This window comes from Bradyrhizobium sp. UFLA05-108 (assembly GCF_059803455.1).
Genome location: NZ_JBANAZ010000177.1, coordinates 1 through 1681, shown reverse-complemented (window position 1 = coordinate 1681; position 1681 = coordinate 1). Strand labels below are relative to the sequence as shown.

The window sequence follows — 1681 nt, the reverse complement described above, 5'->3', positions numbered from 1 at the left end:
CTGCCCCTCTATCCATCCTTCCCTCTACCCCTCTGACCTGGCCTGCTCACTTCCTTCCTTACCCCTTCTCTTCTTTTTTTCGTCAGCACCTACCTGCTGGACGGCGATAACGTGCGCCATGGCCTGTGCCGCGATCTCGGCTTCTCCGACGAGGATCGGCGCGAGAACATTCGCCGGGTGGGGGAAGTGGCCAAGCTGATGGTGGACGCTGGGCTGGTGGTGCTGACCGCGTTCATTTCGCCGCACCGCGCCGAACGGCAGATGGTGCGCGAGATGCTCGGTGACGATCGCTTTATCGAGGTGTTTGTCGATACGCCGTTGGCGATCTGCGAGGCGCGCGATCCGAAGGGATTGTATAAGAAAGCGCGCGCCGGCGAGCTGCGCAATTTCACCGGTATCGACGCGGTTTACGAGGCGCCGCAGCAGCCGGAAATCCACCTTGATGGCCAACAATTGGTAACAAATTTGATTGCGCAATTGTTAGACGTGTTGCGTGGTCAGGCTATTATCAAACCCTGAATTCAAAAAAAGCGTGTGGCGTTTTTCGCCATGCGCTTTTTACTCTAAGCCGCCGCAGAGCGAGCCGAATAACCAGGGATCACTATGCAAAATGTCACGCCTATCTTGATCGACGCCAAGCAGTCAAAACAGGAGAGAGAGGAGCCTTCTTATTCTTTCCTGGGCGGCGTTAGCGGCTTTGTTTTCTACTGGCTGGCGTTCGCGTTGCCGTTTCTGGTTTACGGTTCCAACACGCTGTTTTTCCTGCTCTATACCTGGCCATTCTTCCTGGCGCTGATGCCGCTGTCGGTGCTGATCGGCATCACCCTCAGCATGCTGTTGCGCGGTCGTCTGATTTTGACGCTGCTGCTGACCGGCACCATTGTGCTGTGCCTGTTCTGGCTGGTGTTCAGCTTCCTGACCGGGTGGTAAGAGAGCGGGCGCCGATGCCGGCGCCCGAAGGATTGCAAAGCGGTGCCGAAGGTTACAAAACTTTGCTTAGAAATGCCTGAGTGCGCGGATTGGTCGGATGGCTGAAGATCTGCTGCGGCACCCCTTCTTCCTGAATGATCCCCTGATCGATAAACAGCACCCGGTCGGCCACCTCGCGGGCAAAGCCCATCTCATGCGTTACCACCACCATGGTCATGCCCTCGTGGGCCAGCGATTTCATCACTGCCAACACTTCGCCCACCAGCTCCGGATCGAGCGCGGAGGTCGGTTCGTCGAACAGCATGATCTTCGGCTCCATCGCCAGCGCGCGGGCGATCGCTACCCGCTGCTGCTGGCCGCCGGACCGGCTGTTGGGATAGGCGTCAATCTTGTCGAGCAGGCCGACCTTGCGCAGTAGCTGTTCAGCTTGCGTAATGGCATCGGCGCGCGGCAGTTTCTTCACGCTTACCGGCGCCATGATGATGTTTTCCAACACCGTCATGTGCGGGAACAGGTTGAAGCGCTGAAATACCATGCCCACGCTTTCACGCATTTTGTTCAGATCGGTTTTCTGATCGTGGACGGCGAAGCCATTCACCTCGATCTCGCCGCCGGAGAGCGTTTCCAGCGCGTTGATGCAGCGCAGGAAGGTGCTCTTCCCTGAGCCGGAAGGGCCGATGACGCACACCACTTCGTTGGCGGCGATCTGACAGGAAATGCCGCGCAGCACGTGGCTCTCGCCGAACTGTTT

General features: G+C 58.1%; 2 protein-coding genes and 1 pseudogene. 2 read left to right on the top strand and 1 reads right to left on the bottom strand.

The window, feature by feature from the left end:
* Positions 1 to 87: 87 nt before the first annotated feature.
* A pseudogene (gene cysC / locus SO140_RS45765) lies at positions 88 to 519 on the top strand (adenylyl-sulfate kinase); the annotation flags it as partial.
* A gap of 84 nt (positions 520 to 603) precedes the next feature.
* Positions 604 to 930 (top strand): DUF3561 family protein, encoded by a 327-nt coding sequence (locus SO140_RS45760; protein ID WP_025301616.1) that lies wholly within the window; start codon positions 604 to 606, stop codon positions 928 to 930.
* A gap of 52 nt (positions 931 to 982) precedes the next feature.
* On the opposite strand, the gene SO140_RS45755 is transcribed toward SO140_RS45760, so the two are convergent.
* Positions 983 to 1681: amino acid ABC transporter ATP-binding protein (locus SO140_RS45755; protein ID WP_498544176.1), on the bottom strand; the 699-nt coding region annotated here is incomplete at its 5' end.

What these genes read in the sequence shown, in the direction of transcription:
- SO140_RS45760 (WP_025301616.1), top strand. Translation starts at nt 604, where the DNA reads ATGCAAAATGTCACGCCTATCTTGATCGACGCCAAGCAGTCAAAACAG.